The 26,147-nt window shown below is 49.6% G+C and carries 24 protein-coding genes and 1 other RNA gene; 18 read left to right on the forward strand and 7 right to left on the reverse strand.

Annotated elements, in window-relative coordinates:
- The first annotated feature begins 17 nt into the window (after nucleotides 1–17).
- Nucleotides 18–938: an isoaspartyl peptidase/L-asparaginase family protein gene (locus tag ACTRXD_RS12410; RefSeq protein WP_442432119.1), complete on the forward strand. Its 921-nt coding sequence runs from the start codon at nucleotides 18–20 to the stop codon at nucleotides 936–938.
- A 113-nt stretch (nucleotides 939–1,051) separates the two neighbouring features.
- Complete coding sequence (locus ACTRXD_RS12415) at nucleotides 1,052–1,495, forward strand: VOC family protein (RefSeq protein ID WP_442432120.1); 444 nt, start codon at nucleotides 1,052–1,054, stop codon at nucleotides 1,493–1,495.
- A 39-nt stretch (nucleotides 1,496–1,534) separates the two neighbouring features.
- On the opposite strand, the gene bcp is transcribed toward ACTRXD_RS12415, so the two are convergent.
- Entirely contained in the window at nucleotides 1,535–2,209 is a 675-nt protein-coding gene (gene bcp, locus ACTRXD_RS12420; protein WP_442432121.1) for a thioredoxin-dependent thiol peroxidase, read from the reverse strand.
- 608 nt (nucleotides 2,210–2,817) lie between these two features.
- On the reverse strand, nucleotides 2,818–3,204 hold the full coding sequence (locus ACTRXD_RS12425) for a hypothetical protein (protein ID WP_442432122.1): 387 nt from the start codon (nucleotides 3,202–3,204) through the stop codon (nucleotides 2,818–2,820).
- A 280-nt stretch (nucleotides 3,205–3,484) separates the two neighbouring features.
- On the opposite strand from ACTRXD_RS12425, the gene ACTRXD_RS12430 reads away from it, so the two are divergent.
- From ACTRXD_RS12430 to ACTRXD_RS12460, 7 genes are all read left to right on the forward strand, one after another.
- Nucleotides 3,485–3,943, forward strand: a complete 459-nt coding sequence (locus tag ACTRXD_RS12430; RefSeq protein WP_312644883.1) for an RrF2 family transcriptional regulator — start codon at nucleotides 3,485–3,487, stop codon at nucleotides 3,941–3,943.
- A gap of 101 nt (nucleotides 3,944–4,044) precedes the next feature.
- Complete coding sequence (locus ACTRXD_RS12435; RefSeq protein WP_442432123.1) at nucleotides 4,045–6,555, forward strand: sulfurtransferase TusA family protein; 2,511 nt, start codon at nucleotides 4,045–4,047, stop codon at nucleotides 6,553–6,555.
- 6 nt (nucleotides 6,556–6,561) lie between these two features.
- Nucleotides 6,562–7,278 carry a phosphoadenylyl-sulfate reductase gene (locus ACTRXD_RS12440; RefSeq protein ID WP_442432124.1) on the forward strand — a complete coding sequence of 239 codons (717 nt, stop codon included), beginning with the start codon at nucleotides 6,562–6,564 and terminating at the stop codon, nucleotides 7,276–7,278.
- Between the two features lie 79 nt (nucleotides 7,279–7,357).
- Nucleotides 7,358–7,771: a DsrE/DsrF/DrsH-like family protein gene (locus ACTRXD_RS12445; protein WP_312742197.1), complete on the forward strand. Its 414-nt coding sequence runs from the start codon at nucleotides 7,358–7,360 to the stop codon at nucleotides 7,769–7,771.
- Between the two features lie 14 nt (nucleotides 7,772–7,785).
- Nucleotides 7,786–8,874 (forward strand): anthranilate phosphoribosyltransferase, encoded by a 1,089-nt coding sequence (locus ACTRXD_RS12450; RefSeq protein WP_442432125.1) that lies wholly within the window; start codon nucleotides 7,786–7,788, stop codon nucleotides 8,872–8,874.
- On the forward strand, nucleotides 8,871–9,671 hold the full coding sequence (gene cysD / locus ACTRXD_RS12455) for a sulfate adenylyltransferase subunit CysD (protein ID WP_442432126.1): 801 nt from the start codon (nucleotides 8,871–8,873) through the stop codon (nucleotides 9,669–9,671). The genes ACTRXD_RS12450 and cysD overlap by 4 nt, the downstream gene beginning before the upstream one ends.
- Nucleotides 9,672–9,673: 2 nt before the next feature.
- Nucleotides 9,674–11,542: a GTP-binding protein gene (locus ACTRXD_RS12460; protein WP_442432127.1), complete on the forward strand. Its 1,869-nt coding sequence runs from the start codon at nucleotides 9,674–9,676 to the stop codon at nucleotides 11,540–11,542.
- Nucleotides 11,543–11,713: 171 nt separating this feature from the next.
- On the opposite strand, the gene sugE is transcribed toward ACTRXD_RS12460, so the two are convergent.
- Nucleotides 11,714–12,034, reverse strand: a complete 321-nt coding sequence (gene sugE / locus ACTRXD_RS12465) for a quaternary ammonium compound efflux SMR transporter SugE (RefSeq protein ID WP_442432128.1) — start codon at nucleotides 12,032–12,034, stop codon at nucleotides 11,714–11,716.
- Nucleotides 12,035–12,440: 406 nt separating this feature from the next.
- Between sugE and ssrA the strand changes: the two genes are divergently transcribed.
- Both ssrA and ACTRXD_RS12475 read left to right on the forward strand, forming a co-directional pair.
- Nucleotides 12,441–12,769, forward strand: a transfer-messenger RNA (tmRNA) gene (gene ssrA, locus ACTRXD_RS12470).
- A gap of 347 nt (nucleotides 12,770–13,116) precedes the next feature.
- Nucleotides 13,117–13,575 (forward strand): LAGLIDADG family homing endonuclease, encoded by a 459-nt coding sequence (locus ACTRXD_RS12475; protein ID WP_442432129.1) that lies wholly within the window; start codon nucleotides 13,117–13,119, stop codon nucleotides 13,573–13,575.
- Nucleotides 13,576–13,785: 210 nt separating this feature from the next.
- Here ACTRXD_RS12475 and ACTRXD_RS12480 read toward each other — a convergent pair.
- A protein-coding gene (locus tag ACTRXD_RS12480; protein WP_442432130.1) for an IS3 family transposase occupies nucleotides 13,786–14,978 on the reverse strand; the annotation gives its coding sequence in 2 pieces (ribosomal slippage) (nucleotides 13,786–14,729 and nucleotides 14,729–14,978; 1,194 coding nt in all).
- A 524-nt stretch (nucleotides 14,979–15,502) separates the two neighbouring features.
- Between ACTRXD_RS12480 and ACTRXD_RS12485 the strand changes: the two genes are divergently transcribed.
- Nucleotides 15,503–15,718, forward strand: coding sequence for a hypothetical protein (locus ACTRXD_RS12485; protein WP_312742213.1), 216 nt, complete (start codon nucleotides 15,503–15,505; stop codon nucleotides 15,716–15,718).
- 121 nt (nucleotides 15,719–15,839) lie between these two features.
- Here ACTRXD_RS12485 and ACTRXD_RS12490 read toward each other — a convergent pair whose 3' ends face one another.
- Nucleotides 15,840–16,559, reverse strand: a complete 720-nt coding sequence (locus tag ACTRXD_RS12490) for an SDR family NAD(P)-dependent oxidoreductase (RefSeq protein WP_442432131.1) — start codon at nucleotides 16,557–16,559, stop codon at nucleotides 15,840–15,842.
- Nucleotides 16,560–16,917: 358 nt separating this feature from the next.
- Here ACTRXD_RS12490 and ACTRXD_RS12495 point away from each other — a divergent pair, with 358 nt between their 5' ends.
- A complete protein-coding gene (locus tag ACTRXD_RS12495) occupies nucleotides 16,918–17,793 on the forward strand; it encodes an HDOD domain-containing protein (protein WP_442432132.1) in 876 nt (291 codons plus the stop codon).
- Nucleotides 17,790–19,184: a Si-specific NAD(P)(+) transhydrogenase gene (gene sthA, locus ACTRXD_RS12500; protein WP_442432133.1), complete on the forward strand. Its 1,395-nt coding sequence runs from the start codon at nucleotides 17,790–17,792 to the stop codon at nucleotides 19,182–19,184. The genes ACTRXD_RS12495 and sthA overlap by 4 nt, the downstream gene beginning before the upstream one ends.
- Before the next feature lie 167 nt (nucleotides 19,185–19,351).
- On the opposite strand, the gene ACTRXD_RS12505 is transcribed toward sthA, so the two are convergent.
- Together ACTRXD_RS12505 and ACTRXD_RS12510 are read right to left on the reverse strand one after the other, a co-directional pair.
- Complete coding sequence (locus ACTRXD_RS12505) at nucleotides 19,352–19,927, reverse strand: acyloxyacyl hydrolase (protein WP_442432134.1); 576 nt, start codon at nucleotides 19,925–19,927, stop codon at nucleotides 19,352–19,354.
- Between the two features lie 454 nt (nucleotides 19,928–20,381).
- On the reverse strand, nucleotides 20,382–20,942 hold the full coding sequence (locus ACTRXD_RS12510) for a hypothetical protein (RefSeq protein WP_442432135.1): 561 nt from the start codon (nucleotides 20,940–20,942) through the stop codon (nucleotides 20,382–20,384).
- Nucleotides 20,943–21,213: 271 nt separating this feature from the next.
- Here ACTRXD_RS12510 and ACTRXD_RS12515 point away from each other — a divergent pair, with 271 nt between their 5' ends.
- From ACTRXD_RS12515 to ACTRXD_RS12530, 4 genes are all read left to right on the forward strand, one after another.
- Entirely contained in the window at nucleotides 21,214–21,498 is a 285-nt protein-coding gene (locus tag ACTRXD_RS12515; RefSeq protein WP_442432136.1) for a hypothetical protein, read from the forward strand.
- A gap of 172 nt (nucleotides 21,499–21,670) precedes the next feature.
- Nucleotides 21,671–22,015, forward strand: a complete 345-nt coding sequence (locus ACTRXD_RS12520; protein WP_442432137.1) for a 4a-hydroxytetrahydrobiopterin dehydratase — start codon at nucleotides 21,671–21,673, stop codon at nucleotides 22,013–22,015.
- Nucleotides 22,016–22,023: 8 nt separating this feature from the next.
- Nucleotides 22,024–23,973, forward strand: a complete 1,950-nt coding sequence (locus ACTRXD_RS12525) for a RiPP maturation radical SAM C-methyltransferase (protein ID WP_442432138.1) — start codon at nucleotides 22,024–22,026, stop codon at nucleotides 23,971–23,973.
- Between the two features lie 529 nt (nucleotides 23,974–24,502).
- Nucleotides 24,503–26,146 carry a LysM peptidoglycan-binding domain-containing protein gene (locus ACTRXD_RS12530; RefSeq protein WP_442432139.1) on the forward strand — a complete coding sequence of 548 codons (1,644 nt, stop codon included), beginning with the start codon at nucleotides 24,503–24,505 and terminating at the stop codon, nucleotides 26,144–26,146.
- Nucleotide 26,147: the final 1 nt, after the last annotated feature.

Raw genomic sequence — 26,147 nt, forward strand, 5'->3', positions numbered from 1 at the left:
AATAAGTCCTTCGGCCTTTGGCTAAGCCAACACCTATCCCGATACCTAAAGTCCTGATCCATGGGGGTGCAGGCTCCCGGCAACCAACCCACAGTCAGTTAGTTTGCCTGACAGAGGCACTCGTGAAGGGACATAAATGCCTCAAGTCAGGGAATTCATCATTAGATGCGTTAGAAACCATGATCCGCTACCTGGAAGAATCGGGACAGTTTAATGCCGGGCGGGGATCGCTTCGACAACTCGACGGGATTCAACGGATGGACGCATCGATCATGGACGGGCAGACCTTATCGGCGGGCGGCGTAGCAGGGCTGGAAGGATATCTTCATCCCATCTGCGCCGCGCGACGGATCATGACCGACACCGACCATGTATTGATAGTCGGCCCACATGCTAAGCGATTGGCTCGGCATTTTGGTTTAGCCCGATTGGTCCATCTGAAGAGTTCGACTCCACTGAGGAACAAACGGAGTTCACGAAACACGATTAACCCTAAATCCCAGGCGCTTTACCGTCAGTTAGGATTGTATGACACCGTCGGTGCGGTCGCTCTAGACTGTGCCGGCCATCTTGCCGCAGGGGCCTCAACAGGGGGAGTTGCGGTCATGTTACCTGGCCGTGTTGGAGATACCCCCTTAATCGGCGCGGGAGTGTATGCCGATGATACCGCCGGGGCCATTTCCATGACGGGATTAGGAGAATCCATCATACGAGCCGGCATGGCCAAATATCTAGCTATCCTGCTGGGGCTAGGCTGGACGCCCGCAAAAGCGACCAACTATGCACTGAAGGCACTCGTCAGCCGAATACAGGGGGAGGCCGGATGCCTCATCCTCGATCGCACTGGCAGGTTTGCGATTCGGCATACCACCCCATGGATGAGCGCCGGGTATTGGAACGGCTGTGGTAAGCCTGTAGTTAAAAATCGTTTTCCCTAGGGTACTTAATGTCCATTTTTTATTGAATTGCTCAACCTTAGCCATCTATAAACAGCAACATATTTTCATTGATCATCCAAAACATGGGATAATTGCATAAGGGAACTATTAATATGTCTTCTTCCATCTTTCATCTTTCCATTCCGGTTAAGGATATCGAATCCACGAAAAAATTTTATATTGAAGGCCTTGGGTGCGGCTTGGGCCGCCAGTCTTCCGTCGCCATCACATTAAATTTCCACGGCCACCAAATTGTCGCCCATGTGACCGAGGACCTTGGCCCCCGACAAACAAGTATCTACCCCCGACATTTCGGGTTAATCTGCCGGACAGAAGAGGAGTGGAATGAACTCCGGAACCGGGCCCAAACGAATAGCCTCATATTTTTTCGTGAACCCCGTAGACGATTTCCTGATACTCCTCTCGAACATTTGACGTTTTTCCTGGAAGATCCGTCGCATAATCTGCTTGAATTCAAATATTACTTCAATGCGAATGCCATCTTCGGGGAAGAGACTTTTTCTCAAATTGGGGACGCCCATGAACGGCATGGGTAGAAGGTTTTCCCTCACCTGTCATCATTTTTCAGGGCCACACTATCTGAGGGCTTGAAGCACTTCAGTAAAATGCCCGTTCACTTTGACCTTAGGGAATACGTTCCTTATGGTCCCATCTTCATTGATCACTACCGTCGTACGTTCAATCCCCATATATTTCCGGCCATACATTGACTTTTCTTTCCACACCCCATAGGCCTGAATCATGGCCTTGGACTCATCGCTTAACAAGGGAAAATTGAGTTGAAACTTATCGGAAAACTTCCGGTGAGAGGAGACCGAATCCGCACTCACTCCGAACACGACCGCCCCGCTCTTTCTCAATTCCTGGATACCATCTCGAAACGAACAGGCTTCTGTCGTACACCCGGGCGTGTCATCTTTCGGGTAGAAATATATCACCACTTTTTTTCCTCGAAGCTCAGATGAATTCACAATGCGTCCAGTATCATCAGGAAGGGAAAAAGCAGGAGCAGGATCCCCAACCTGCAACTCAGACGTCGCCGCTATGCGTGTACTCTGTTGGGCCGGTTTTTTCGTTTTAGGGGTAGATACCGTTCTTATTTTTGTTGAGGGATTTCGAGATCCTGAAGCCAGCCCCTGACTCTTTGATGAGGAACGCTTGGGTGCTGCCTTCTTTGTTGCAACGACCTTTGGCTTTGATTGTGCCGGCCCCTTCTTTTTAGTCTGGGCTTTTTTCACTTTGGATGCCATAGGACCCTCCTCTGATGACAAGTGGGTATACGTGCCACGATACCTTTGCTGAATGGAACTATTCTGACTTAATGCAGGAGATTCTCCTCATCTCCCTGGTAATGAAGGACCATTGTACAATGAATAAGAGGTTTCATTCCTCCCTTTTTTTTAAGGAAGCGAGCCACATGGCCCCCATCCTTGTGAAGGAACGGATCGCGTATAAGGTTGATGCCCTCCAATCCTTTGAGCAGACTATCCTTTGTACCGCTACCTCAATGGATCTCATCATCTGACGGTTAATTTTAATGAGCAACGCCAGAAAACATTTTGAGTGGCCTAACCAACAGGCATTTCCCATCCTGCTCCCACCTTAATGCCCAAACGAAATTTCAGACCTGGCATTTCAATCCTATGGATATTCCTATTTATCATTCACCGGCCTATATCGAGAATTGGCCAAGTGAAGGAATCCCCCACTTCTTGGTCCTTTAAAGGTTCCTCATACCAGGAATGAAAATGCTGACTGGGGGCTATCAACTCGACTCAGGAAGGAACCAACGCAAGATCGGGGTTTTAAGACATCTCTCCACAGTCGGAGGATTTGAGTTGAAAGGCATTCCCCGAGCTTAGCCAATGGGCTTTTCAGCTCGGAAGGATGAAGAAGTCAAGGAAGTGTATTCACGAAGGCGCAATTCTAATGTTTTTATTTCTTCGTCTTTCTTTTTAAGATCCATAACCAGAAGATTATTCTGCACTTCGGTATTCTGCAGCTCATCTTGCAAACTTTGTATTGCCGGATGTACCTGATCCAATTTCTCCTTTGTATCTTGTAGTTCCCGTCCGAGTCTTTCCCGCGTTTCCTGTAGATCACAAGCAATGGACTTTTTCGCTTTCTCCATAGTCGATAAGTCGTTCTCCAACATATTCAGCCGATCCTCAAGTATCATCTTCTCTTCCCGAATAGACTGGACGATGGTCTGAACTTCTTCAAGCAGATCAGCAAGGTCTTTCATCTCATTGGTCCTCAAAGCTCTCAAACATTGCAACCGGTGACTTTAACGGGGCTTTCCCCAGTCATGGTATCGGCTTATTTTTTCCCAATATTTAGTGGCCCTACGATTGCTGTTCAGTTTTTTTTGTTTGAAAGAATGGCTCCCTGCTGATAAATCCCTCCACCCATTTGTGCCCGGCAACTCCTTTTTTAAGAAAAAGTACGACTCATATTTCTTGACAAATGTTTTCTGCAAATTTTATATTACACATTATTCCTATCGTTTTAGTATGAATTAAACCATGAACAAGTTTCCGATCAAAGTCACGTATGGGATTATGGCCACAATCGAGCTAGCAAAGCAGGACAGATCCATTCCGCTTCAAGCCAAAATCATCGCCCAACGACAGGGCATACCCTCTCGCTTTATTGAGCAGATCCTTCAGCACTTGAAACAGGCCGGGATCATAAGGAGCCTTCGAGGAGCACAAGGAGGGTATACCCTGGCACAACACCCCAGTCAGATTTCCCTGGCGGATTTAGTCAATTCAATGAATGGGTGGGCGACAGAACCATTGCTGCAACATGGGCACACCAACGGCCATTCGGAAAGCCGACAGGTTCCGAACGTCTTACTTTCAAATATTTGGCAACAGGTTCAAGAGGCGGAGCAGGCAGTTTTGCGTGGCATTTCCCTACAAAAATTAGTCGAACAGTATCAAACGCTCGAAACCCAGCGCTGCCTGATGTATCATATTTAGCTTTGGCAAAGGATAGACCATTCCAGGGTCGAACAGAAATTAGGGCATTTTTAAGCCAACACTAGAAATTTACCCCTCTATTCGGGATTTGGAGAATTACCATGAACACCTCACCAGTCACCACCCGCCCTCCTGTTCACACGGTTCCGATACCCCAGGAGATTCTGGAAGAAATAGAAACTTTCGAAGATGAGGTCAATCGCCTGCAATCAGGTGACACTCCAGCCGATGTGTTCAAACCGTTTCGACTCCAATACGGCATTTATGGTCAGCGCCAGGCGGATGTCCAAATGGTCCGGATCAAGATTCCCTTTGGTGGTCTGAACGCCAATCAACTACGCCAAGTAGCAGACATTGCGGATACCTTTGCGACCGGCGTGGGACATGTCACGACGCGGCAGGATATTCAACTGCACTTTGTTCCCCTTCGCCACGTTGGCACCATCATGCGAAAACTGGCCGAAGTTGAACTCACCACTCGAGAAGCCTGCGCCAATACCGTCCGGAATGTCACAGCCTGTGCGTTGGCAGGGGTATGCCCCGGGGAAGTGTTTGACGTGACACCCTATGCGAAAACCGTGGCTTATCATTTATTACGGAATCCTCTTAACCAAAGTCTTCCTCGCAAGTTCAAGATTGCGTTTTCCGGCTGTAAGCAGGACTGTGCCCTCACGCCCATCCACGATGTCGGGCTTCTGGCTGCTCGCAATCCCGAAGGGGTTCCGGGATTCAAAATGGTCGTTGGAGGCGGCTTGGGGTCCACTCCGCGCCTCGCCAAAGTACTTCATGAGTTCGTTCCCATGGAAGAATTGATTCCCGCCATCGAAGCCATGCTCAAGGTGTTTGATAATTTAGGCAATCGAAAAAATCGAAGCAAAGCCCGGATGAAATTTGTCATTGACAAATTAGGGTTCGATGAATTTTCTCAACGATGGAAAGAGACTTACGATGCCATGTTGCAATCCGGCGCCACCAAACTTGGATTGAAAACGGCCCCGTATCCTGATGATCCTCCCTTGATGATGCCGACGAAATCCGGGAACAGCACTTCCACCTCAGGCAATGGAAACAGCCGCCCTCATGGCTCATCACAACATGGAGATGCCTCATCTCAACAAGCGTTCGATCATTGGTGTGCAACCAATGTGATTACGCAACGCCAATCAGGCTATAGAACGGCGGTGGTGAGACTCCCCTCCGGTGATATCACATCTGAGCAAATGTTTGGACTGGCCGATTTCGCCGAACGGTATGCCAACGGAAACCTTCGTACCACCATCAATCAGAACATCATGGTGCGATGGCTTCCCGAACTGCGTCTCCGGCACTTCTATGACGAATTAGTCGCTCATGGGTTGGGCGACCCTGGAGCTGAAGGCGTCGCAGATATCGTCTCCTGCCCAGGAACCGACACCTGCGGACTGGGAATCACCTCTTCTAAAGGACTGGCCCGAGCGCTGGCAGAAGTGTTCCCTGCCGGAAAAATCGCAGAGGACCTGGAAGGGGTGAACGTAAAAATCAGTGGCTGCCACAATTCCTGCGCTCAACATCATATCGCCACAATTGGATTACATGGAGTCGGCAAACGCATTGGAGACCATGTGGCGCCAGTGTATGAATTACACCTTGGGGGACGGGTCAACGGCACGGCCAAAATTGCCCAACTCATTGTGAAGGTCCCCGCGAAAAACGTCCCCGCTGCCGTCCAGCATCTGCTCGATCTCTATCGCCGGGATAGAAAAAATGGGGAGTCCCTCCTCTCGTTCATTGATCGCACGGGAAAACTCCAACTAAAAGATGAACTGATCCCCTACACCATTCTTCCCACATATCAGGAAGATCCAAAATTCTATATTGACTGGGAAGGCGATGAGGAATTTTCGGTTGAGGACCTCGGACCCGGCGAATGCGCCGGCGGCGCATTGGAGATGATCGACAATCGGATTCTTGAAGCAGAACAGGAACTGTATCAAGCACGCCTGTTGGCCGAAAAACACCAATACGCGTTTGCCATTAACAAAGCCTATCGAGCCGTGGTGGCAGGAGCAAAAGCCATCCTTGTCACAGAAGGGATTGATCCGAATACGGATGCCGACACCTTAGCGGAATTTGATAAGTTGATTGTGGCCAAAGGGCTCATGCCGGCGGAATACCACAATCTGGCCATGACCGTGGGCGATTTGGGGAACAAAGACGCTTCGGCTGACCTGACACAAGGGAAAATCACATTTACCAAAGGGTTCGTGGATCTCTGCCGGACCGTTTCGGACCAAATCGGCCAGGACCTCAAGTTGGCTCCTGCTGAACCGGAACAAAAATCCACTGAATCAACCAGGACGATACCCACGTCCCCTGACAAGGAATCCTCCCCATCAGGCGTGCCCGTCTACGATCTGCGGGGCGTTGCCTGTCCCATGAATTACGTGAAAACCAAGTTAAAATTAGAAATGATGGACCACGGTGAACAGTTGGAAGTATGGTTGGACGGCGGCGATCCGATTCGCAACGTCCCGGTGAGTCTTCGAAACGATGGACACAATGTGCTCAAACAGGAGCCCATAGACCCCGAAGAACAGCATTTCCGAGTGTTAGTGGAGAAAGTAGAACTGTAAAACGCCATGGCTCTTTTCCTCAATACCCATCCAACTCCGGAAGAACTCATCGCGGTCAATCGATCCATGGAGGGCCAGACACCTCGGAAGATTGTCGAGACCGCGATTGCGGAATATGGGGGAACGATTATTCTGGCCTGTAGTTTTGGGGCCGAGGATGTTGTTCTGGCCGATATGATGTTTCGCTCAAATCCGGGCAGCACACTCTTTTATTTGGATACCGATTTTTTATTTCCTGAAACCCATGCCGTTCGGGATCGGATGATTCAACACTATCGGTTAAAGGATGATCAGATCATTCAGGTTAAATCTACGCTCAGTCCTTCCGAGCAAGCCACAAAGTTTGGGGAAGCCTTATGGCTTCGGGACCCCAACCAATGTTGCACACTCCGAAAGGTTGAGCCTCTCACATGCATCCTGTCAAAGTATGCGGCGTGGATGACGGGTATTCGGCGTGATCAATCACCCACTCGTGCCAATGCCGCTATTGTCGAGTGGGATACGAAGTTTGGCCTTGTGAAATTTAACCCCTTAGCCGCCTGGTCATGGGAACAGGTCTGGGATTACATTCGCACAAATGCCGTTCCCTATAATGCATTGCATGATCAACACTATCCCAGCATTGGATGTACCCATTGCACGGCACCTGTCAGGCCGGGAGAAGACCCACGCTCCGGACGATGGAAAAGTTCGGAAAAAACCGAATGTGGGCTTCATCGATGATAATCCAGTCACATGACCATGCCGTCATTCATGACTTCACATTCATTTTTCTCAATCAAGTAGCTATTGGAGACCGCCAGTGAAGAAAATTGCCGTCATTATTACCAGAGGGGGATGGAACAATCTTTTCCAAGCCTGTGAGTGGATCGCCCTGGCAGCGGCCAGTGGCATCGAGGTGAGTGGCTATTTCCGTGACGAAGCCGCCGGTCGAATGACCAAAACCAAGATCAAAGAACTGACCATGTCCCCGGAGTTTAAAGGGCGAGAAGGCTTTATTCGTGAACTCTTGAAAAAAGAAGATAAAGCGGACCTCTCGAAACTCATGCAAACCTCCAAAGAAAAAGGAAACGTCAAATTTTCGGTGTGTACGGATTCTCTGAAATATTTTGGGGTGAAAGTCGAAGAGCTCATTCCGGAATTAGATGAAGTGCAAACCGCTCAGGCCTTCTGGAAAGAAGCTGTTCTTCCCGCTGACCAGGTTTTGACCTTTTAACCCGGAATCATGGCATGGATCATCTGATTGCAAAAATTGGAAAAGGGCTGAAGGGGGCCAAGGATTTGACCTGGGACGAGGCCAAGCTTGCTCTGAACGCCATCATTGAAGGGCAGGTCACTGACGTTCAAGTGGGAGCGTTTTTGATGGCCATGCGTATCAAAACCGAATCCATCAGCGAACTCGCCGCGTTCACCACAACGGTCCGCAGGTGGGCGCCACCGATCCCACTCCCGCATGCCGAAAACATTGTGGACCTTCCTCTTTATGGAGAAAAACACAACACCATCCATGCGGTCATCGCCGCAAGTCTTGTCGCGGCTTCAGCCGGCGCAGGTCTCTTCATGCATGGCGTAGAAAACCCCGATCTCCCCTACGATCTCCCTCAAGTCCTTCGTCACTTACAGCTTCCTATCGCCAATACTGCGACTGAAGCCATTGAACATGGTGCTCAATCGCCCTGGGTGTACATGGATTTAGCAGGATATCATGCACCGTTAACCAAATTACTGGACCTGCGTCAGGCATTCGGATTGCAAAATCTGTCCCATCAGGTGTCCAGACTACTGAACCCGGCCAGGGTCGGCTCACAAGTCATCGGGATTTCCCATCCTCCATACCTGGATAAAATGGTGGAAGCTTTGGACATGCTGGGCGCGAAGCGGGCATTGATTATTCAAGGTGTCGAAGGATTTCCTGAACTGTCCCTCTCCGCCCCCTCCATGGCGCGCGAATTACGAAGCGGGCATATTTCATCATTAGCCTTTCGTCCCGATGATGCCGGATTCCGATCCGGACCATTTCAAGCCATGAGTTCGACCATCAATGGTCCGGGATTCGGAAACCCCCAACATGAAGCTCAATTGATAACCCAATTACTCGTCGATCGCCAGAAAGGCGACCGACGGAACTGGGTGATCATGAATGCAGCCTTACTGATGTATGCTGCAGGATTGGCTTCCTCTCTCGCGCAAGCCACACCGCTTGCCCAGGATACCCTGGATTCCGGAAAAGCCGGAGCGTTCTTTACCGCCTTGGCCCAAGGACGCCCTCCCCAGTCCAAATTCGTCATCCCCCCTGCACCGGCGGTGGTGCCCGCATGAACCATATCCGCCAGTTAGAAGATCAAAGCGTCTATATCCTGCGTGAGGCGTACAAAAACTTTGATAACCTGGCCATGCTGTGGTCCATGGGCAAGGATTCTACGGTGTTGTTGTGGCTGGCCAGAAAAGCATTTTTTGGCCATGTCCCCTTCCCCTTACTCCATGTCGACACCAGCTATAAGATTCCTGAAATGATTGAATATCGGGATCGCCTCGCACGCGAATGGCGATTAAATCTGATCGTAGGGCAAAACAAAAAAGCTCTGGCCGAAGGGATGAACCACACGAGGGGACGAGTGGAATGCTGCACGGCCTTAAAAACCCTAGGGTTAAAACAATTGCTGGAAGAGAAGGGCTACACCGGGGTCATTTTGGGTGTGCGATCGGACGAGGATAGTACCAGGGCGAAGGAGCGCTATTTCTCCCCGCGGGACAAAAACAATGAATGGGATTTTCGCGATCAGCCCCCCGAACTTTGGGATCAATATAAACTGTCGTTTCCTCCGGGCACCCATATCCGGATCCATCCCCTTTTGGATTGGACAGAGATCAATATTTGGGAGTACATCAAATTAGAAAATATTCCCTTTCTGGATAATCTCTACCTGGATCAAGGCACCGGCAAACGCTATCGCAGTCTGGGATGCGCCCCATGCACGACACCCATTGATTCCACCTCGAAAAATGTGGATGAAGTCATCATTGAATTACGCAACACCAAGGTGGCGGAGCGGGCAGGACGCGCACAAGACGAAGGACGAGGGATGGAACAATTACGCAAAGATGGATACATGTGAAGATGACGGTTACACCAGCCATAGGCCAATCCCCCGACACTCCCCAGGACAATTCCATCCGGGAGAGAATGAATATCGTGATTGTGGGTCACGTCGACCACGGCAAATCCACGCTTTTGGGCCGTCTGTATGCCGACACCGGAACCTTACCAACCGGCAAAATCGAAAAAATCCAGGCCATTTGCAAGCAACAAGGCAAAGAATTCGAATACGCCTTTCTTTTTGATGCGTTTTTAGAAGAGCAACAGCAGGGGATCACCATCGACACGGCCCGTACCTTTTTCTCCTGGGGCGGGCGACAGTACATCATTATTGACGCACCGGGACATAAGGAATTCTTGAAAAACATGGTGTCAGGTGCCGCTCGTGCCGAAGCGGCGCTCCTGGTCATTGATGCCCTGGAAGGCGTGCGCGACCAATCAAAACGCCATGGGCTGTTGCTCTCTATGTTAGGAGTCAAACAAGTGACCGTGGTGGTCAATAAAATGGATCTGGTCAATTATCGGCAAGACACCTTCCACGCCATCGAAAAAGAATACCGTGAATTTCTCACCCAATTGAACGTCATTCCCCAATACGTCATCCCCGCGAGCGCCAAACAGGGCATCAACATCATCAAATCAAGCCCGGAAACTCCGTGGTACACCGGACCATCCGTATTGGATTCCCTGGCCCATTTCCATCTGGAATCCAAACGTGCCGAACAAACGCTTCGTCTTCCCATCCAGGACGTGTATAAGTTCGACGCCCGCCGGATTTTAGTTGGCCGAATCACGGCAGGAAAACTCAAGATTGGTGACCGGCTGATCTTTTCCCCCTCCAACAAGTCAGCCAATATCGAAACGATTGAAGCTTTTAATCTCGATCCACCGCCCACTCAAGCCGAAGCCGGCCAATCCGTTGGCATTACCCTGGACGAACAAATTTTTGTGGAACGAGGGGAAATTGCGACACACGATGATGCCAGGCCGTTGGTCTCCACCCGCATTCGTGCCAACTTGTTCTGGTTAGGAGGGCGTCCCTTAGAAACCCGCCGGCCCTATGTCTTACGACTGGCCACCAGAGAAGTTCCCTGCGAAGTAGCAATTATTCATCGCATTGTGGACGCCACCAATTTAGACGACCGACAGACGCAAACCACCGTGAAACGGAATGAAGTGGCCGATATCACGCTTCGGACCAAATCTCCCATCGCTTTTGATCTCTATGCCCAATTCGAGACAACCGGCCGCTTCGTTCTGGTGGACGAATACGATGTGGCAGGAGGAGGAATCATCACGGAACTGGTCCAGGATGACCAGGAAGATTTTCGAACGGAGGCACGCGAACGGGATTCCGCATGGGTCAAGGGAGATGTGGGAGCAGAAGACCGGGCTCAACACTATGGACATCGAGCGGCTGTGGTCTTACTCACCGGCCCAGATACCACCGCGAAAGGATTTTTGGCTCGAAAACTGGAAACCGTCTTAGTCGCGGAAGGTCGACATGCCTACCTTCTCGCGCCGGAGAATCTGCAACGGGGACTTGATGCGGATCTCGTTGACACAAAACCGGATGAGATCATCCGACGGTTTGGCGAAGTCGTGCGTTTGCTGACTGATACAGGCTCATTGGTGATTTCCACAACCAATGCACTCCATGAACCGACCAAACACATCGTGCAAACCGTACAAACGTTGGTGAACCCGATCCCGGTCATCACCATCCATATGGCCAAAGATTTACTAGGTCCTCAGCCCGATACCGATTTGATTTTTGCAGGGCCGGAAAATTTCGACGACTGTACCCACCAAATCATTGATTTGCTCAAATCCAGGGGGATTCTGGCTGAACCGCCCAGGGGCCGTGCCGACTTTCAGTACTCCATTTAAGCACTCCCCCCACCCTAGGCTTACCTCCCGTTTCCAGCCTTTCTGCGGGCAAATGGGTAAAAATAGACCCTCTTCAGATGCGGGCTCTTTGCGAAAACAGGGAAACCCACCTCCCTTTACACCTGAAATCCCAGGTCGATAAGAAAAAGAATCCACAAACACTTTTTTTGATCAAGAAGGATCAGACAATTTCAACCCCGCAATGCCCACAATAATGAGGGTAATACAGAATAATCTGACCGCATTTTTCGGCTCATCAAATAGCAGAATACCCAACAGAACAGTGCCCACCGCACCAATACCTGTCCATACCGTGTAAGCGGTTCCCATCGGGATCACCCGGAAGGCTAACGACAGGCAAACCATACTGACGGCCATGGCCACCACGGTGCCAATACTGGGCCATAACCGGGTAAACCCATCTGTATATTTCAATCCCGTGGCCCAGATGATCTCAAATATTCCTGCCACCACCAACAACGTCCACGCCATAAGCCTCTGCTCCTTCCTCTTCTCTGCTTGTTACATTGAATCTCATTACACATCCTAAAAAATCATTCTCCACCCATACCACAGGGTACGAGAAAAATCACAACCGAAGGAGATTATCCCAAAAGAAGGAGCCGGGAACACTTAAAAAACTTAGCCTGGAATGAACGAAGCGTGAGAGTGCCCCAGACTTCAAAGGGCTCCAGGGTTTCAGCAGAAAAATGAGGATGGAGTTGAAGGTCATGTCCCCTTGGCACACAATCGGTTGATCTTTCTTCTTTAGTGACTATCTTATAAAAAGAATAATCTTCCCAAAGATAATGTTTGTGAATTTAAGGGGAGGATCAGTGTATAATAAAGGAACTCTCTGATTGTCAGGGAGAAAAGGTTGAACGTTAACAAGGGGGTGACTGGCTTCGACGGGAATCAAGAGGTCAACAGAGCGTGTCGAGCTCTCGGAGTCTCGTAAAACCTTCGGGAAAACATTAAGTGCCAACGATAACTTGGCTCTCGCGGCTTAATTGACCGCGACGTCCCTCCTCTCTTTGCCTGCGGGTGAGGAAGGGGCGTCACACTGCAGGCTGGTCCAATGCCGGTGCTCAGCGGCGGCGGACGAGAACATTCTGGGCTAGCGGGTGCTCTAAGCCGGTCGGTGGGCGTGGGCAACTGCGAATAACAAATCATCGGCTACACACGTAGGGCTGTTGCGCTGAATGTTCTCGGACAGGGGTTCGATTAACAAACATGGTCGCCCCGGGGAGCAATCCTCGGGTGAACACGGGGCTCATTCGGTGAACCCTACCACCCGGACACACCGGGCCATGGCAACGCCGAGGGGTCGAAGGAGGCTAACTTCTTTGGCCCTGTAGAGACTCAGAGACCCGCTGGTCGTCAGATGAGCGGGCACTCGGAGCATCATCCGATGCTAAGACGCCCCGCATCCCACGTGGATGAAGGCATAGTCCGGCCCACGCTGAAAAGCATGGAACATCCGTCCCCTCACCTCCACCAACCGGCCTCTGGGTCACACGATCCGGAGGCCTTTTTATGTCCAGCCCACCTCCTACAATGGCACGGGGCATTTCATGACCTACCTAACTGTAAAAACACTGTCACCCCTGGATGCAGGCTATCTCGCAGGAATAGTCGATGGAGAAGGCACCATCACCCTCACGCAAAGGAATCAAAATAAACAGCGAGGTTTAGTCGTAACGGTTAGCAGTACGGAAATAAGCATTCTCAAGCATGTCCAAGAAATCACTGGAGTAGGAAAAATCACCAACAAACGAGCTACCAAGGCCAACCACACTCCCAGCTTCACCTACCACGTAGCCAATCGCCAGGCCCTGGACATCTTACAACAAATCGCGGCCCATCTTAGATCATATAAAGCCGATCGTGCCCGCTTAGCCCTTCAAGACTATACCCGACTCACACCAAGAAATGGCCGATACTCACCCGTACAGATTCAAGAACGAACCCAGTTTATTGAAAAATTTTTGACCATTCGAGTGGGAACTGTTGAAGCCTTGCCCAGGGAATAAAATTATTTCAAGGGCCGCCCTCGCTCTTCTTCATCCTTCTTCACCCCCTATTCAGTTCCATGATCTTCATGGTCGGCAATTCCCCGGTTCTATTCTTTCACTCATTTGTCATTTCGGTTAGATCAGTTTGACTGAGCTGCCCCTGTTTTTTGGCCACTTGGAATGTTAGATTTTCCGAGTTATTACTTCCTTCCAACGCTCGTGCTGGTTTCACACGCCCCGACCCCCGGGGGTAGGATGATCAACGATCGTGGCTTCACGGCCAATTATGTGCGTCGATTTTTCCGCCGCTGAGTCTGAAAAGCCTCCTGCTCCCGATTCACGACTCGACGTGCCCCAATAAGCGGTCGCTGGTGTGTAATAGCCCAGCGTACTGTGAGGCCGGTCTTGATTATACTGGTGACGCCAATCTTCGATGACGACCTGGGCTTCGGTCAAGCTGTGAAAGCGCTCGGCGTCTAAACATTCCCGCCGCAAGGTCCCATTGAAACTTTCATTGCTCCCATTCTGCCATGGCTTGCCGGGAGTAATCCGACTCGGCGTGATCCCCTGGTCCTTGAAAAACAGGAGCAACGGTTGAGCCATCAACTCGGGCCCGGTATCACTCCGGACGTACCGGGGGCGTCCATAGAGCACCAGCAGGCGTTTCAGCACGGCGATCACGCGCTGATGTGAGAACGAACGATCCACTTCAATGGCTAAACAAAAGCATGTCGCCTCATCCTTCACAGTCAAACACCGGAAGGGCTCACCAGCCGTCGTCACATCATGGACGAAATCCCAACTCCACACGTCATTCTTCGTCTTAGCGGTAGGCTGGAGCGTCGCCCCCGTCACCACTTTTTTGCGCGGCTTCCGAATGGGCACCTGCAACCCGCACTGACGCCACACGCGGTGAAGCCGTTTGAGATGCACCTGCCAGCCGCGTTGCTGCAGAAATCCGCCGGCTAAGCGATAGCCCCACTGCGGATAGCGCTTGGCCACTCCCCGCAGCGCCTTCGCCAACCGCGCATCGCGCTTCGGCCTCTTGCCCTCATACCCTATTCCTGAACGAGCGGTGGTACAGAGCCAGGCCGCCCGACGAGTCCTGACCCCACGCGCACAGGCGGCTTGAGCCGCGTGGCGACGTGCCCGTGGGCTTACCACTTTTTTGCCTGCAGTTCCTTCATCACTTCCACTTCGAGATCTCGTTCGGCTAAGACCTTTTTGAGCCTGGCGTTTTCCTGTCGGAGCTGCCGAAGTTCTCGCACATCCGCCACCTCCATCTGCCCAAACTGGCGCTTCCACCGATAAATCGATTGCTCTGAGACCCCATGCTGCCGAGCTACGACTTCGATCGTCGTCGTCTCCGCGGCCCGCAAAATCCGCACGATCTGTTCTTCTGTGAATCGCTTCCTCTTCATCGCGGTCCTCCTCAGGTTGAGGAAAACCTAACAAGCGCTGGCCTAAATTTCGGGGGGCACTCCATGACTCTTCGCTTTTTTGGTATCCGCTTTCTAGTCCTTTAGACTTATTTTTGTTCAGTTTCTTACTGCTTCTTAGTAGTTATGTCTGAAAACAGATGAAGTGAAAACCATACTCGATGGAGGGCAACCCATACAGTGTGGGGGCATGAGAATTCAAAAGAGTTTTTCTAATTATATTGTCACGCAAGCCATTGTATTCTAATCGTTTTTCGTGCATTTTTTTATTCTTTTTTGGATGTAATTTTATTTTTGGTGAAATTATTAGAAATTCTTCATAAATTCCCAAGGCAGAACTTTTGTATTTCATAAACAAAAACAATATGTTATGCGATTGAGTTTTACATAATTCAGGGGAATGATTTTTGCTCATTTAGCCGGTCCTGTGGGTAGTTAGAGTTATTCTCCCAAGATGATTCGAGGGAGAGCGTGGTTAACCTTTATTTATATTGGAGGGCTGAATCATGGTTAAATTATTCACTGCTTTACTGACCTTACTTGTTGCCTTGTCCTTTGGCGGAATGACCTTCGCCGGGTCCCTGGCTGACAATTCGTCCATTCAGAACACCTTTCCCTTGGGCGCAGATGGGGATAAGGATGACCATGGCGATAAAGGTGACGACAAGAAGATGGACGACAAAAAAGACGATGAAAAGGATGGAGAAAAAGGCGAGAAGTAGTTTTTTGCCTGGTCTACATAATTTTTCTTTTAGTCTGATTGAAGAACGACCTTCCAGGGCTTATCCCGGAAGGTCGTTTTTTTTGGCGGACATGTTTTCTCAACTCAAACTTAGCCGTTCTTTACCAATCAGCCCCTAGCCGATCCAACACAACCTGATGCACAACCGTATGGTACCCCAATGTCGCCAAAAATATGGCGGTTTCGGCCACATCATAGGGACTGATTTTTTCACTGTTGAGGATTTCTTCTTGTGTCGCATCCACTAATTCATCGGCCACACCACCCGGGCAGATCGCACTCACCTTGATATGAAAAGCCCGTCCTTCATCGGCCAGCGACTTGGTCAAGGCCATGATGCCATGCTTTGATGCGCTGTAGATACCTGTCCCTGCCCAGGCCTGAACACCGGCTACACTGGAGATGTTGATGATTAGCCCGCCTCCCTGCTTTTTCATGTGTTGGAAACCGGCCCGACAACAGAAAAAGGTCCCCCGCAAATTGGTACCTACTACCTCATCAAACATTGTTGTGGATGTGTCAACCACCCGTCCTCCTCCAACCACACCGGCATTATTGACAAGAATATCGAGGCGCCCAAAGCGCCTAATGGTCTCCTGCATGAGCGCCTCGACTTGTTCTTCGTGAGAAATATCTGTTTGTTGAGCATGTGCGGTTCCCCCATTCTCTTTTATTTGGGCCACAGTCTTTTGACACAAATCGAATCGTCTGGCGGCCACCACCACCGTTGCCCCCTCTTCTCCGAATCGAAGGGCAATGGCTTTTCCAATCCCGCTGCTACTTCCCGTGACCACCGCGATTTTCCCGTCTAACCGTTTCATAGCTATCTCCTCTTTAAGGCCTCTCCTCTACATACTGTTTCAGCCTCCTTGCCAGACCGGACGCTTCGATTGACTGTAGACCACTCCGTCAGTCCAGGCCAACCGTGATGAAACGACAGACATATAAAAACTTTCTTGAAATGACTTGGGCGCTACCCCACCATAAGCGGACAGGGATGAGAGAGGGCTCCTTCTTCCAACAAAGAGGGCCGTCATTCCTGTCGTACATTGGCCAGAACTCGACAAGTTGAGCTGGAGACCTTCTTCGGCCGGTTCCTTTCTTCATTTTTTTAAACCCGATACCGGGCATAACTGGAGAATTCTCAAGGTTGATTCTCGAAAACCGACAAGTTGAGACATGGCTCACTCTACGATCACGCCATTCGCACAAGAAGAGAGGGAAACCCTCCGATCCTTCCTCGCCGGTCAATTGGAACGAGGAAATCTGGATCTTCCTCTCTTGCCCGTGGTGGCCAATCGAGTTCTTCTGCTTTCAAACGATCCGGATGCGGACGCCTCAAAGCTGTCTTCCTTAATTCAACAGGACCAGGCCCTTGCGGGCCAAATCCTCCGCATTGCCAATTCCCCTGCCTATGCGACTCGCACCCCTATCGTCTCGCTGCAACAAGCCATTACATGGTTAGGGTTGACGATGTTGGCCGGGTTAGCGTTTTCGGTGTCGGTTCAAAGCGGCGTATTTCATACGACCGGCTATGAGAAAGAAGTACGGAATCTCTGGCGGCACGCCTTAGCGACAGGCCTTTTCGGAAAAGAAATCGCCAGACGAATCCGTCATAATGTGGAAAACGCCTTTTTGTGCGGGCTCCTGCATACCATCGGAAAACCCGCCATTCTTCATCTGCTCTCCCAATCCCCAGACAAATCAGCGGAACCGGTTTCCTGGACCACCGTCGAATCCCTCTTCGAAGAATTTCACGTCATGGCAGGCTCTAAATTGGCCGCCGTCTGGCAACTGCCCGATTCGGTTCAGGAAACGATCCGCTACTACCAGGACGACCAATACCACCAAGGCCTTTCCCCGACAAAGGGAGCCATGATCACTTGCCTGGCTCATCACTTGGCCTCTGACATGCTTGGGGATTCAACGCATGACGAAGATACCCTGATCACACTTCCCGTCGTACAGGATCTGAATTTTTACCCTGAGGACATGACAGCCCTTCTGGAATTGCGCGAGACCGTCAAGGCAAGCGTGGAGTGTTTTTTGCCATGACGTTACCTACCCCATTTGATCTTATTGTGATCGGAAGCGGCCCGGCAGGACAAAAAGCCGCCATTCAAGGCGCCAAAGCAGGAAAGCAGGTAGCCCTCATCGAGCAAACCCGCGAGGTGGGAGGGGCTTGCGTCTATCAGGGCACCATTCCCAGTAAAACGTTACGGGAAAGTGCCCTTCAAATGGTGCGATTTCTCCAGGCAACTGAGGTCTTTGAATTCCGCATGCGCGACGATGTCAAAATCACCAATCTGATGACCCGCTTGGACCGGGTCGTGCGCGCGCATGGCAAGTTCATGAAGGACCAACTCACCAGAAATGACATTGACTGTTTTCATGGTCGCGCTGGCTTTGTGTCCGACCATGAAGTGCGAATCCAAAAAATTGACGGCACTGCCGCCCTCGTCACGGCTCCGATTATCATCGTCGCCACCGGCTCGCGCCCACGCGTCCCTGACAATATTCCCATCGACCATGAACATATTCTGGATAGCGACTCCATTCTCTCTCTGGTGTATTTGCCGAAATCCCTGACTGTGTTGGGAGGTGGCGTGATTGCCAGTGAATACGCCTCAATTTTTGCCTTACTGGGAGTGCAGGTCACCATGGTGGATACGGCAGATCGCCCGCTCAAATTTTTGGATCAGGAACTCACCGATGAGTTTTGTGAAGCGTTTGAGAAAACCGGAGGGCACTATCGGGGTGGACAAAAAATCGGCACAGTCCAGTGGGACGGATGCTCTAAAGTGACAACCATTTTAGAAAGTGGTGAAACGCTGGAAAGTGAAAAGGTGCTGGTGGCTCTCGGACGAGTATCCAATCTGGAACATTTACACTTACAAGCCACCGGAATACACCCGACGACTCGTGGGCTCATTCCGGTTAACAACCACTGCCAAACTACAGTTCCCCATATCTATGCCGTCGGTGACGTCATTGGTCCCCCGTCGCTGGCATCCTGCTCCATGGAACAGGGCCGGCGTGCCGTCTGTCATGCCTTAGGTCTCAACTCCGGCGTCGCTCCTGAGCATAATCCCATCGGAATCTATACCATTCCTGAAATGTCAAGCGTGGGATTAAGCGAGCAGGAAGCCACCGCCAAGTATGGCGGAGCAACAGTGGGAAGAGCGAGGTTTCATGAAATTGCACGAGGACAGATCTCCGGCATGACCAATGGATTGCTCAAAATGGTCGCCGACCCAAAAGGCGAACAACTTTTAGGCATTCATATCGTCGGGGAAGGAGCAACCGAACTGATTCATATTGGTCAAATGGGATTGCTTCACAATATGCCTATCGACCGATTCATTGACAACATTTTCAACTTCCCGACTCTCGCCGAAACCTACCGAGTCGCCGCACTCGACATCGCCAAACAACGCCAGCACTAAACAGCTGGCTTCTTGTATTCGAATTTAAATTTCCCAGGGTAGGAGCCGTCATCAGTGTGATGATGAATGTTTCGGCCACTGAAAGACACTGAAAGATAAACAGGGTGAAGGGGGAAAGCCTTAACGATTCGCTACCCCTATGATGACAGGAATCTTCCCAAACACCCTCAGAACCGGTAGCTGAGTTCAAGCATGTGTAGATCAACTCCCCGATTATTACTCCCGTATATTGCCGCATCTGACATATGATGGAATCGATACCCGGCAGATACGTTCCAGGGAAGATGATAGGTAAGGCCACCATGCCCAATAATTTGAACGGGTCCTCCTATATCTTGGCTACCATACTTCTCCTCGCTCAGATACGCCGCACTGCCGCCAATATCGAACGTGAGTCTCCAGCTTGGCTTCGTGAATGCAAAGCCAGGACCTACCTCTCCAATGAACCCGGAATCTCCGGCTGCCCTCAATGTCCCTGCAGCCACATTTAGCCTAAAACGGATATCCCATCCAGAAGAGGGAAAATCCCAACTCCAAGGAGTTCCGATAACAGCAAATACATCGTATTGCTCAAAATCTTCCTTTTCGGTTGGCGGGATGCCAATCGTTTCAGAATTGATCCCTCCCCGTATCCCAACGGAGACCAATTCAGTTTCTTTTGTGTGGGCCAAACCCGAAAGGATTACCGTAAGCAACACTGTCATCACAAGGACACGGGTTATAGCCGCTTGGACTTTGGACACAATTTTGCTTCTCTCCACGGTTGGTCCTTTTTTTGAGTGGTGACAACAGCTAATTACACCATCACTAAACAGTAATCTACATGACCCCTGACTTGAGTACTGCATAGTCTCTTCCTTCACACTTCGCCACTTGCATCCGTAGTAACGGCTTTCAGGGTCTTTCCACCCGTGAAATTTCTCTCTGCTTGTAGCCGAAATCTGGGAGAAAAAAATTACAAGAGGGGATTAAAAAAAGGATGCCAAGGGTGCGATGAGAGGGTCGACACTGCAGAAAATATATCATATTCTCATGTATTTGTCGTCCCTTTGAATTTTTAAGGAGGCCGCAATGACGCTCAAACAATTTTTCGAATCATTGGAGGCCGTCCATAAGGAAATTTGAAAGTGGCTGCCTATTCCGGTTTCCTCATAAAAGCCTACCAGGTCTTCTTCACTCTGACAAAAATTTTGTTGGTTAGCCAATACCAGGGGCTAGATCTTCATCAAGCCGCTCTTTTTGAGACTCGTTATAGGCCTTCTCAGCATCTTCTAACGCCGTAGATTGTTGAATTTCCAAGACCTCTTTGGGAGTGAGATATTTTAATGCCGTGGCTCCAAGCACCTTTTGCTCAGCAGTGCCCTTTAATTGAATATGAATTAAGGCATCTGCCCCCATACGTTGCGCCTTCTTCACAAGGGCAAAATGGAGTTCATCCCAATTGACTTTCGATTTATCAGAAGATTGTTCTACCTCTATCTCATCCAACGTCTCGTAGGGAACAATGGGCATTTCATCAAGGATTTCAACAACTTTATTGAGGTAAGCATGATCCTCGGTTTGGGGAACATCTTCAGCAACGGGTTCCGGGCGTGGGAATCGGGCCACCTCCACATCAAAATCTTTCAATCGCATAGCGGCCAAGGCCGCCTCGTGGGGATTACTGCTTTCTGTTAACCGTTTGAGTTTCTCCACTCGTGCAAGGGCTTCTTGCAGACTCATTCTCGCCCCAGGTTTTCGCAGAGCATTCACCGGCATTGCACTACTCCATGATCGTGTAGCATAGACCTTCCGATGCTCATTTCAAGAAGAAAGGAAATCACTCATTAAGGTGGCTTTAAGTCCTGAATGACGACGAGAATGCCCAATAGCAGACGGACCTAAGCTTTTGGAGTGTTTTTCTACCTGGCTAGGATTCAGGTTGTCAAATGATCGTTTGGCAAGGAAAGACCGACTCCACACGCTGTTCACTTACCCTATGGCCTTACCCCCTAAGACTGGTCATCCATCGAATCATCGCGAGGGGATAATGAAATGCTGGCCTGACACTACCGGAGACCTTGATCGACCTCGATTGATCAGCAAACAGCTTCTTCTGAATACAATGGAAATTGGCGTTTTCTTTGCCTTTAGAAACCATTGTGGATTGAGCACCGATCCCCTGAAAGCCTTTAAGGGGGTCAATTCATTGGTGCTGTTAACCGGACCAGCCCAAATAACCATCCCCCCTGAACAGATACCCCATATTGCACATTGGCTTATTCCAATTTACGCTCTGGAATTGTGCACCGAACTTGGGGATGTCTATAATTAGTGGCTTGACTGGGGGTAGGGTGTGACCTCACGATTGTCTGAAGTTCCCTAATATACCATCCCACCTAATTCATACGAAGGAGATGGAAAAAACCGTTTATCCCTGGCACAAGTCAAGAACAGGGTGACAAAGGCAATCCACCAGAAATGTTCAGACTGTAAGGAGGAAGCAAATGAGTCTAGCAGATAACACGTGCGTACCTTGTCGTGGGGGCGTACCTCCGTTGGAACCTCAAAAAATCCAGGACCTGCTTGGTCAATTGGAAACGGGATGGGCGCTCAATGCTCAAGGTCATATTGAGAAAACCTATACTTTTGACAACTTTGCAGATGCCTTGGCTTTTACTAATCGAATAGGGAATGTGGCGGAACTTGAGGGCCATCACCCTGATATATATTTGGCCTGGGGCAAATGCAAGGTAGAAATTTGGACTCACAAGATTCAAGGCCTCACCGAAAGTGATTTTTATTTAGCCGCCAAGGCTGATCGCGCCTTTCACCTTCCTGCTGCCTATTGAAGGCTCTTATGGCCACCAGCCCGATTTTGATCCACCCGGTCGCTTCAGAAGCAAAACGAACCCAGACTGCGGCCTCTCAGGGCCCCACCGATTTCCGATCTTTCGGAACGAAGGTCGCACTGGCAACCATGCCATTTAGTTATTCGAAATTTCCCTCGATCCAATTAGGCACCCTCTCGTCCTTACTAAAAGCGCAAGGGATTGGTACCCAAACCTATCATTTCAATCTCCAATTCGCCCATAAAATCGGGGTGCCGTTATACGAAATCTTATGCGAAAAACGTGGCCTATTTGGCGAATGGCTGTTCTCTGCGCTCCTGTTTCGGAACAATCCGAAACACAGGGAATATCCTATTGTGTTTAAACCCATTTTCGAAGACACGGCTCGGGAAGCTGGCTGTTCAATCAGTCATTTAGAGGAGATTGCCCGGTCGATCGCTCCTCAATTTTTAACCTGGTGTCTGACATCAGTGGATTGGAGTCAATTCGACGTGGTGGGCTTCACCTCCACGTTCGATCAAAATGTCGCAAGCTTGAGTCTGGCAAAATTGATCAAGGACGTATATCCCGATGTTCGGATTGTGTTTGGGGGGGCAAATTTCGACGGAGAAATGGGGCTGGAACATTTTCGGGCATTTCCCTGGATTGATTACGTCGTGATCGGAGAAGGCGAACAAGCCTTTCCTCCATTGGTGGAACGCATCCTCCTGGATGATGAAACGGATATTCCTCCCGGAGTGGCCTTTCGACGGGAAGGACAGATCAACTTTACCCCTCAGGAATCCTTATTCACTAAGTTTTCAGAAACGCCCCCACCTGATTACGACGATTATTTTGCAGAGCTCCAGGAATTAGCTAAGCAGGGATCCACCGGATTGAACCGGATTCTACTCTATGAAGGATCTCGCGGATGTTGGTGGGGAGAAAAACATCATTGCACCTTTTGCGGATTAAATGCTCAAGCGATGGAATTCCGCGCAAAAAATCCTGCTCAGGTCGCTTCAGAATTGGATTATCTTTCCAGCCGGTACGACACGACCCGTTTTCGCTTGGTCGATAATATTATTGACATGAAATATGTGGACGGTGTCTTCGGGCAACTAGCCCAAGAACACGTGGACCTGGACGTGTTTATGGAGACGAAAAGCAATCTCAATAAACGTCAAATTCAGACTCTGGCGAAGGGTGGGGTTAAATGCATGCAACCGGGCATTGAAAGCTTGAGTCCGGCGCAACTAAAGGAAATGGATAAGGGTGTCAGCCCACTACAAAACATTGAATGCTTAAAATGGAGCCGATATTACAATATTGACCTCTCATGGAATATCTTATTGGGCTTTCCACAGGAAACAGATAACGATTACCAACAACAAATCGAACTCATTCCCTCATTAATCCACCTGCAACCCCCGGAATCCACGGCCAAACTCTGGCTCGAACGGTTTAGTCCTTATTTTAAATGGCCTGAACGATATGGTATTCGCCAAACAGGACCGGGGTTAGCCTATGCCTATGTGTATGACGAACGGCAGGTTGATCTCAACAAAATCGCTTATGATTTTGAGTACACAATCGATTGGAAAGTCGATCCACATCTCTATAAGGAACTCGTCAGACTTGTTGAAGAGTGGAAACAGCGATATCACTCTTCTAATCGGCCCTTTCTCTTCTTTGCAAAAGCCTTGAGCTATCTCACCGTTTATGATGGGAGAGGCTTAACTCCGACGAGCGAACGATTTGAAGGACCACAGGCCTTCATCTTAGAATTTTGCAATGAGCAACCCAAGTCCGTCGAACAGATTCGTAAGGCCTTGCAGGGTTGCTCCTTTCCGGGATCGGAGGAAGACATTATCGTGCCCATCACGGATATCCTCACGACATTGCAGGGGAAAAGGTTATTGCATAAGGAAGGGGGCCGGTATTTTACTCTAGCCCTACCGGTCAACCCTCATCGTTGACATTTTTGCCTAACAACTGGAATAAAAACGCCACTCTAATTCTCCGGCTCACCATATTTTTTATTTTTTTCATACACTTACTGTTTGGTGCGGTTCATGCATTATTTTTATCCATGGACAAATGCCAAAAGTTCATGAATATGTTTGACAATTTTTCCTTACGAAGGTAGCCTATCAAGTTGTGCACAGATTTGCCGAAAACTCTTATAAAATGAGCCACTTAGATAAAACGTTACAAGTTCAACGCTCCTTCATGCCTCTGCGAGTTGCTGGTTTTTCCCGCGCCTTACTGGCTGGCTTCAGTGTGACTTTGTTCACGTTAACTCTCTGCCCTCAACCAACCCGCGGCGAAACTTCTTTTTTACCTCCCAAGGGTTCCACTAATACTCTTACGTTTAATTATGCAATTGCGAATAGCTACCCTCGACCAGCGACCTCAATTGCGACTCAAAACTCTGAAGCAAGCACCAACCATAACAATCAACAATCGTCTATTCTTCTAGGTCAGACTGGTGAACCCACTTCAGACATGCCAGGATTATCTACCCAAAATGACCCGAACGAGTCTTCTGCGGAAGACCTAGCTCAAACCCCAACACCCCAGATTCAATCCTCGGATGCTGGAAAACCGGTTGCTCCCCTATCAGTTGTTGATGTCTCTCAGGAATCTAACGCTTCCCAGGACCAGCGGATTTTTTTATCTGACGAGAACAAGATTGAAGCCCTGGACACCCAAACTCAATTTTCAATTAACTCCTCTACAAAATTACGTTTTTACCCTGCTGATTCATCTGAGCAACGAACGCAAGTTGCCCTAGCTCGATTTTCCAAAGTCTTCGATCAAACATGGGAAGCCCCTCACCAGAAAAAATCTGGGACATATGGCACCATTCCCCTTGTCCTGAACGATTCCGTAGAGAAAAACCTTGAATATTTTCAGTATGGAATTCATGAACGATTTCAATCGTATCTTGACCGCTTTCATCATTACCAAGATCTTGTAGAACCCGTTTTTCATGAACTGGGTCTCCCGCCGGAACTCATGTATCTTTCACTCGTTGAGAGTGGGTTCAACCCACGTGCATTTTCTCGATCCCGTGCTTCCGGCCCCTGGCAATTTATGAAAGGGACTGGGCGTGTGTATGGCCTCGATGTCGACTGGTATTTGGATGAACGGCGTGATCCGATTAAATCCACAGTAGCTGCCGCTCATCATCTTCGTGATTTATATGACCAATTTGGCTCCTGGCCTCTGGCCCTGGGAGCTTATAATGCGGGGAGCGGAAAGATTTCGCGAGCCATCAAAAAAACGGGCACCCGTGACTTTTGGAAGATTCGACGGTCACGCCATATAAGACGAGAAACTAAAGATTATGTGCCTCGCTTTATTGCGGCAACCCTTATCGCCCAAAATCCTACAGCCTATGGATTCACGACCCCGGACGGTGATCGGCATGAATTTGAAGAAGTCCTGATTACGAAACGCGTTCATCTTTCGGCCGTCACCAAACAAACTGGGATTCCGGTTGAGGAACTCCAACGGCTGAACCCTGAACTTCGACGCAGTATCGTACCCAGCCTTACGGCTCCTGGTTATTTCTTAAAGGTACCCCTAGGAATGGCCTCGCTTGTTGAGGAACTCCATCCAACCCTCGCTGTCTGGACACAACCTCCTCCCCCACCAACAGAATGGCATACAGTCAGACGAGGAGAGAGTTTATCGGTTGTAGCCAAACGATATAGAATGAAAGTGAGTCAACTGAAAGAAATGAATAACTTGCGGAGTAATATAATACGAGTAGGAACCAAACTCCGGGTTCGTGGCGAGGTTGGTGACGATGATGCTGACTCTGAAATCACCTGGTACCGCGTTCGATCCGGTGATTCCCTGGGAAGCATTGCCACTCGATTTAGAAAATCCGTTAATTCACTGATGAGACTGAACAATCTCTCTAGCCATATCATTCATCCAGGAGATCGGTTACGCGTAAAAGAGGAACCTTCAGTCAGCCCTTCGAACAAAAACAACTCTAAATGGTATAAAGTCAGACGCGGAGATAGTTTATGGACGATTGCCCGACAATTTAGTATGAGTGTGAACGATTTGCGAGCACTCAATAACCTCTCTTCCAGCATTATCCAGGCTGGCCGCATGTTAATGGTGAGCCAATAAC

The organism is Nitrospira sp. T9, from assembly GCF_052156535.1.
Taxonomy (GTDB): Bacteria; Nitrospirota; Nitrospiria; order Nitrospirales; family UBA8639; genus Nitrospira_E.